This is a genomic window from Ensifer aridi, from assembly GCF_002078505.1.
Classification (GTDB): domain Bacteria; phylum Pseudomonadota; class Alphaproteobacteria; order Rhizobiales; family Rhizobiaceae; genus Sinorhizobium; species Sinorhizobium aridi.
The window spans coordinates 508,734-514,870 of sequence record NZ_LUAV01000002.1 but is presented as its reverse complement, the minus strand read 5'-3'; the positions used below and the strand labels follow the sequence as shown (position 1 = coordinate 514,870).

The window sequence follows — 6,137 nt, the reverse complement described above, 5'->3', positions numbered from 1 at the left end:
AAAGACGCACGGCGCTGTAGTCGCCGCATGATCTTGTCGCCAGCCGATCCCGATTTCAGGACCGTGCGGCCGGCGGTCCTCCAACACGACCATTCACGACCGGCCGGCTTCGTCAGGTCTTCTGCGGCGTACCCTCACCTTCCTCGGTGGAGTCGCTTCCGTAGCCTTCGAGATCCTTCACGATCTCCATGAACTTGCGCATCATTCTTTCCATGATGCCCATAGCTCGGTCAATCTCTTCGTCATCCGGAAGCGACGGTTTTACGGCGGTTTCACCGCTTTTCACGGCCTTTTCCAATGCCTCGACACGTTTCGTCAGAAGGTCGAGCTCTCGCTCGAAAGCGGCCCGCTCATCGGCGGCCATCCTGCAAACGAGCTCTCCATTCTTTTCGTGGCAGAGCGAGACCTCACCGGTCTCGGTATCGAGCCGGGCAAACCCCGTCTCCGATTTCTGCATACTGTAGCGGCCGGGCGACGGTTCCTGCGCGTAGGCCGGCGCGCCGAGCGCGAGTGCCAAACCGATCGCGAGCGTTGCGACTTCCTGCTTCATGATATTCTCTCCGTTGGATACGCACGGAAATCCGCCTCGATCTTACGCTCCGCGGTGGACATGCGCCAATATTTGCGGCAAGGCGATGGCTGGAATTCACGACGGATAAGCGGACGGATGAACGCGACCATATACAAAATCGTTCCAGCGCTTCTATGGCACGAAGCACGACGGACGGGCGAGTTCGCCGGCGCACCCGTAGATCTTGCCGACGGATTCATTCATTTTTCGACCGCGGATCAGGTCGTCGAAACGGCCGCCCGGCACTTCGAAGGACAGGACGATCTGCTGCTCGTCGCCGTCGACGCTGAGGCGCTGGGCGACAAGCTCGTCTACGAGCCCTCGCGCGGCGGTGCGCTGTTTCCGCATCTTTATGCGCCGCTCCCGCTCGCCGCCCTTCTATGGGAGAAGCCGTTGCCCTTGGGTGCCGACGGGCAGCACGTCTTCCCCGAGCTTGCCCCATGAGCGGTACGATCGAATTCCTCGCACGCCGCGGCCTCTTCCTCTTCGATCCGGAAACTGCGCATGGTCTTTCGATCAAGGCGCTGAAGAGCGGGCTGGTCCCGGGCTCCGCCGCGCCTGCCGATCCGAGACTTGAGCAGACCCTTGCGGGCCTCACCTTTCCCAATCCGATCGGCATGGCCGCCGGCTACGACAAGAACGCCGAGGTGCCCGAGACGCTCCTAAGGCTCGGTTTCGGCTTCACCGAAATCGGTACGGTGACGCCGCGCCCGCAGGCGGGCAATGAAAAGCCGCGCATCTTCCGCCTTGTTGAGGACCAGGCGGTGATCAACCGCCTCGGTTTCAACAATGAGGGACACGGCGCGGCGCTGGCGCGGCTCAAGGCCTGTTCGCGTGACGCGCTGATCGGCGTCAACATCGGCGCCAACAAGGACAGCGCCGATCGCGTCGCCGATTATGTGTCGGGGATCCGCACCTTTTACGCGGTTGCGCGCTATCTCACCGCCAACATCTCCTCGCCCAACACGCCGGGCCTGCGCGACCTGCAGGGGCGCGAGAGCCTCGCGGTGCTGCTCTCGGCCGTGCTTGCGGCCCGCGACGAGGAAGCGAAGAAAAGCGGAAGACGGGTTCCCGTCTTCCTCAAGATCGCCCCGGACCTCACCGAGGAGGGCATGGACGACATCGCGGCGGAAGTGCTGGCGCATGATCTCGACGGCCTCATCGTCTCGAACACCACGCTCGCGCGCGAGGGGCTCAAGGACCAGAGGCAGGCCAGGGAGGCGGGTGGCCTTTCCGGCAAGCCCTTGTTCGAAAAGTCGACGGCAGTGCTCGCCCGGATGCGCAAGCGCGTGGGGCCGGAGCTGCCGATCATCGGCGTCGGTGGCGTGAGTTCGGCGGAAACCGCCGCGGAGAAGATCCGCGCGGGTGCCGATCTCGTACAGCTCTATTCCTGCATGGTCTACCAGGGACCGTGCCTGCCAAGTCGGATCGTGCGCGGCCTCTCGGCGCTCTGCGACCGGGAAAGGCTCACTTCGATCCGAGAGATCCGCGACAGCCGGCTCGACTATTGGGCCGGGCGGAAGGTCTGAGCCGCCCGGCGCGGAACCAGCATCAGCAGGAACACGCCGCGCATCAGCAGGAACAGGTTGAGCCCTGCCCAGAGGCCGTGGTTGCCGAACACCGGCACGAGGATGGTGAGCGCGGCACAATAGCCGAGGAACGCAGCCAGCATCATGTTGCGCATATCGCGCGACCAAGTCGCGCCGATGAAAACGCCGTCCATCAGAAAGGCGAGCGCGCCGGTCACGGCCGTCACCGCGGCCCAGGGCATGTATTCATAGGCCAATTCGCGCACGTCCGGCGCCGTCGTCAGGACATCGACCAGCACATTGCCGAAGGCGAGGAAGGCAAGCGTCGTCAGCGCGGCGAGCCCCAGCGACCAGAGCGCCGTCATCCTGAGGGCCCGGTCGAAGGCCGGGCGATAGGCGGCGCCGATCGACCGTCCGGTCAGTTGCTCCGCCGCATTGGCAAGGCCGTCGAGATAATAGCCGGCGACCAGAAAGATGGTCATCAGCACCGCATTCGCCGCAAGTGTTACCGGCCCGAGCGATGTGCCGATCCGCGTCATCAGGGTGAAGGCGGCAAGCAGCACGAAGGAGCGGATCATGATGTCGCGGTTGAGGCCGAGCAGCGCCTTCAGGCGCTCGCCCGCGAAGATGGTCACCCAGTCGGGCGCGTCCCTCTTGTCGAAGCGGCCGTAGACGATCGCGAAACCCACGAGCGCGCCGATCGCCTCCCCCGCCACGGTGCCGACCGCGACGCCGGCCACGCCCCAGCCCAGCACCAGGCCGAGCAGGATCGACAGCACGATGTTGGTGCCGTTAATGATGGTTTGCAGGAAGAGGCCGATCGAGCCCTCGCCGCGGCCGAGCACGAAGCCGAGGATCGCATAGTTGGCGAGCGCCGCCGGGCCGGAGAGGATGCGGTAGAGGAAATAGGTGCGCGTCACCGCCGCGACTTCCGCATCCGGTCGCATCAACCACAGGCCGGCGGCGAGCAGAAGGGGCGACAGAAGGATGATGGCAACGCCAGAGACGAGCGCTATCACCAGCGATCGCCAGAAGACCGCCTGCTGCTCGCGCCGGTCGCCGCGCCCATAGGCTTGCGCGACAAGCCCAGTTGTTGACGCACGCAGGAAATTGAAAGTGGTGAAGATGAGATCGAACATCACCGCGCCAATGGCGAGGCCGGCGAGCAGTTCCGCGCGGCCGAGCCGGCCGACGACGGCGGTATCAACGAGGCCGAGGAGCGGCGTCGTCAGGAAACCCAGCGTCATCGGCAGAGCGATCGAGAAGATCAGCCGATTGGTGACGTGGAACGGCCCCGCTTCGCTGGCGTCTCGACTGCGTTCCAGGCTTTCCGCTGCGGTCATCGTTTCCCCATCCCGACGGGCTGCTCCCGCAGGTCTTTCGGGAATCAGCTCAACTGCAAAGCACCATGGCCCAATAGGGGCGGTTTCCGGAAGCGGAATTCTGCGCCACGGCGACCCCGAGGCCCCGGTAGTTGGCCAGCATATTCTCAAGATGTTTCGGAGAGTGGAACCAGGCCTGGTAGGCGCGCTCGGCGTCCTCCTGGCCCATCGCAATGTTTTCAGCAGCCGGAAGCGTGACGCCCTGTCCTCTCATCCGTTCGCCAAAACTGTCGCGCCAGCCGATATTGTGCTTCATCTTGCCGGCACGCGCCATGCGCAAGGCCTGGTATTTCGCCGCCACGGATGCGACGGGATCGCCGACGAGGCTCGAGAGTCCCCTACCCTCACGCAGCCTGTTGACATAACCGAGCGTCGCTTCCGTCTGGTCGCTGCCGGTGCCGTCATCCGGGCCAAGGACATTGGAGGTCGTGCAGCCCGTGATCAGGCCTAGGGAAATCATGGCGCCAGCACGCAGAAGGAGCCGCCTGCGGGCGAGAAAAACCGGATCTTGCATGGATTACCGTCGATAACTCAAGACACGAAGAACAAGGAAGACGGGGATGACCACGGCGGCGCCGAGCAGCAGGTAATCACCCACCCGTCCGAGCGCCGCGAAGCCCGTACGCCAGATGTCGACAAGGAAATTGCGAATGGCGTAGAGAATATCGGCCGGATACCAGTCGAAGACGGTCATGACGAAGCCGACCAGGATCGACACGACGACGAGCTTGACCAGCACGCGCAGCGGCGAATCACCCAAGAATTTGTTTATTCCGTCCGACATTTCATTCCGCTCGATATGGGCGAGATTCGCCTCTCCCCTTCAATAAGCCGCGATTCCCAAGCCTGCAAGGCACGGCGGAAGACCGGTTGCCCCGTCTTCCAAATTCCGCTTGTATTTTGCCTTGTCCGGCGTCAGATGCGCCGATCGCAACCAGCCCATCAACCTCATGTCCCTGAACCAACTCTCCTCCGGCGACCTGATCGCCGACCGCCGCGCCGACTACGCGAGGATGCTCGCCGAGAGCGGCGATACCCAAGGCGCAGCGGAACTCATGGCCCAGGCGCTTGAACTTGCGCCGGATTGGGCCGCCGGCTGGTTCCGGTTGGCGGACTATGAGGAGAAATCGGGCCGAAAAGAGGCGGCGGTCGAGGCGCTGCGCAACACGCTTCGCCTCAACCCGGAGGACGTGTTCGGCGCGGGGCTGAAACTTGCCCTGCTCGGCGCCGCTGACACACCGGAACAGCCGCCGAGCGTCTATGTCGAACGGCTTTTCGACGACTATGCGGGGCGTTTTGATCAGGCGCTCGTCGAGAAGCTTCACTACAGCGTCCCGGAGAAGCTCGCGGCGCTCATCGAGCGGGCGAGCGGCGATTGCCATTTTCGTCATGTCGTCGATCTCGGCTGCGGCACCGGCCTTTTCGGCGAGCGCATTCGCGGCCGCGCCGAATTCCTCGAGGGCTTCGATCTTTCCGCCAACATGCTCGCCAAGGCCGAGGGCAAGACGGTCTATGACCGGCTCGGCCAGGCGGACCTGTCGCTGGCACCGGACGCATCGGGAGTTTTTGGCACATTGCCCGAGGGGCGCGCCGACCTCGTCAGCGCGGCCGACGTGCTAATGTATCTCGGCAATCTCGAAAGCGTCTTTGTGATCGTCGACCATCTACTCGCGCCGGACGGCCTCTTCGCATTTTCCGTCGAGGATGGGGGTACGATTGACAGTTTCGTCCTCCGATCATCCCTGCGCTACGCGCACTCCGAAGCTTATGTCGTCTCTCGCTGTACCGCGAGCGGCCTGTCGATTGTTGCGGTCGAGCGCTCCACCATCCGCATGGATGCGGGTCAACCCGTCGCCGGTATCCTGTTCATCGCACGAAAGCCTGCGTGAGACGCAAGGCAGGTTCGCGAAAAATAGGTCAGCATTACTTACGTATTTTCTTGATTATTCTTGTGCATTGCAGCAATGCTGCTGTCATCGCGATCTGAGGGTTCGCCATGGCACAGGCAAGCAGAGTTTTCGGTCTTTGGAACACCAGTCCCACCCGGCACACGCCGATGGAGGACGCGCAGGGCATCTTTTCCGGCAGCCTGGTCGCCGCCCTCGGCCTCTATTTCCTGGCCAGCGCCGGGCTTCTGACCGGCAGCACCGCCGGTATCGCCTTCCTTCTGCACTATGCCACGGGCGTCAATTTCGGCCTCGCCTTCTTTCTGCTCAACCTGCCCTTCTTCTATCTGTCGCTGAAGCGGCTCGGCCGGGCCTTCACGCTCAAGACCTTCATCGCCATCGGACTCACCTCATTCCTGACGGACGCGCAATCGCGCCTCTTCGAGATCGGGGAGATCCACCCCGGCTGGGCAGCCCTCATCGGCGGACTCCTGCTCGGATACGGTCTTTTGGCGCTCTATCGCCACCGCGCCAGCCTCGGCGGCGTCGGCATAGTGGGCATCTACCTGCAGGAGCGCTTCGGCATCCGCGCCGGCCTCGTCCAGCTTGCAATCGACATGGTCGTGCTCGCCACCGCCTTTGCCGTGACAACTCCCCCTGTCGTCGTATGGTCGGTGCTCGGCGCGGTCGTCCTCAACCTGTTCGTGGCAATCAACCACCGCGCCGACCGCTATATCGCGCTTTAGAGCAACTCTAGTACCGGCTTTCG

The 6,137-nt window shown here is 63.5% G+C and carries 8 protein-coding genes; 4 read left to right on the top strand and 4 right to left on the bottom strand.

The window, feature by feature from the left end; all coding sequences use genetic code 11:
- Positions 1-112 precede the first annotated feature (112 nt).
- Positions 113-550, bottom strand: coding sequence for a hypothetical protein (locus AYK65_RS02770; RefSeq protein ID WP_026613306.1), 438 nt, complete (start codon positions 548-550; stop codon positions 113-115).
- A 117-nt stretch (positions 551-667) separates the two neighbouring features.
- On the opposite strand from AYK65_RS02770, the gene AYK65_RS02765 reads away from it, so the two are divergent.
- Both AYK65_RS02765 and AYK65_RS02760 read left to right on the top strand, forming a co-directional pair.
- Positions 668-1,015 (top strand): DUF952 domain-containing protein, encoded by a 348-nt coding sequence (locus AYK65_RS02765; RefSeq protein ID WP_139793113.1) that lies wholly within the window; start codon positions 668-670, stop codon positions 1,013-1,015.
- The gene (locus AYK65_RS02760) at positions 1,012-2,100 is read left to right on the top strand and encodes a quinone-dependent dihydroorotate dehydrogenase (RefSeq protein ID WP_081157883.1); all 1,089 of its coding nucleotides are present in this window, start codon (positions 1,012-1,014) and stop codon (positions 2,098-2,100) included. The genes AYK65_RS02765 and AYK65_RS02760 overlap by 4 nt, the downstream gene beginning before the upstream one ends.
- Here the strand turns inward: AYK65_RS02760 and AYK65_RS02755 are convergent.
- Genes AYK65_RS02755 through AYK65_RS02745 form a run of 3 tightly spaced genes read right to left on the bottom strand, consistent with a single transcriptional unit; the run spans position 2,076 to position 4,266 of the window.
- Positions 2,076-3,443: an MATE family efflux transporter gene (locus tag AYK65_RS02755; RefSeq protein ID WP_026613309.1), complete on the bottom strand. Its 1,368-nt coding sequence runs from the start codon at positions 3,441-3,443 to the stop codon at positions 2,076-2,078. The genes AYK65_RS02760 and AYK65_RS02755 overlap by 25 nt on opposite strands.
- A gap of 49 nt (positions 3,444-3,492) precedes the next feature.
- Positions 3,493-3,996 carry a CAP domain-containing protein gene (locus AYK65_RS02750; RefSeq protein ID WP_046119912.1) on the bottom strand — a complete coding sequence of 168 codons (504 nt, stop codon included), beginning with the start codon at positions 3,994-3,996 and terminating at the stop codon, positions 3,493-3,495.
- A gap of 3 nt (positions 3,997-3,999) precedes the next feature.
- The gene (locus tag AYK65_RS02745) at positions 4,000-4,266 is read right to left on the bottom strand and encodes a DUF6460 domain-containing protein (RefSeq protein ID WP_026613311.1); all 267 of its coding nucleotides are present in this window, start codon (positions 4,264-4,266) and stop codon (positions 4,000-4,002) included.
- A gap of 166 nt (positions 4,267-4,432) precedes the next feature.
- On the opposite strand from AYK65_RS02745, the gene AYK65_RS02740 reads away from it, so the two are divergent.
- On the top strand, positions 4,433-5,371 hold the full coding sequence (locus AYK65_RS02740) for a class I SAM-dependent methyltransferase (protein WP_046120090.1): 939 nt from the start codon (positions 4,433-4,435) through the stop codon (positions 5,369-5,371).
- 107 nt (positions 5,372-5,478) lie between these two features.
- The gene (locus AYK65_RS02735; protein WP_026613313.1) at positions 5,479-6,114 is read left to right on the top strand and encodes a YitT family protein; all 636 of its coding nucleotides are present in this window, start codon (positions 5,479-5,481) and stop codon (positions 6,112-6,114) included.
- Positions 6,115-6,137: the final 23 nt, after the last annotated feature.

Bases quoted from the DNA above. Each gene is read 5' to 3' on its own strand.
- AYK65_RS02760 (WP_081157883.1), top strand. From the start codon at position 1,012: ATGAGCGGTACGATCGAATTCCTCGCACGCCGCGGCCTCTTCCTCTTC.
- AYK65_RS02750 (WP_046119912.1), bottom strand. From the start codon at position 3,996: ATGCAAGATCCGGTTTTTCTCGCCCGCAGGCGGCTCCTTCTGCGTGCT.
- AYK65_RS02735 (WP_026613313.1), top strand. From the start codon at position 5,479: ATGGCACAGGCAAGCAGAGTTTTCGGTCTTTGGAACACCAGTCCCACC.
- AYK65_RS02755 (WP_026613309.1), bottom strand. From the start codon at position 3,443: ATGACCGCAGCGGAAAGCCTGGAACGCAGTCGAGACGCCAGCGAAGCG.
- AYK65_RS02770 (WP_026613306.1), bottom strand. From the start codon at position 550: ATGAAGCAGGAAGTCGCAACGCTCGCGATCGGTTTGGCACTCGCGCTC.
- AYK65_RS02765 (WP_139793113.1), top strand. From the start codon at position 668: ATGAACGCGACCATATACAAAATCGTTCCAGCGCTTCTATGGCACGAA.
- AYK65_RS02745 (WP_026613311.1), bottom strand. From the start codon at position 4,266: ATGTCGGACGGAATAAACAAATTCTTGGGTGATTCGCCGCTGCGCGTG.
- AYK65_RS02740 (WP_046120090.1), top strand. From the start codon at position 4,433: ATGTCCCTGAACCAACTCTCCTCCGGCGACCTGATCGCCGACCGCCGC.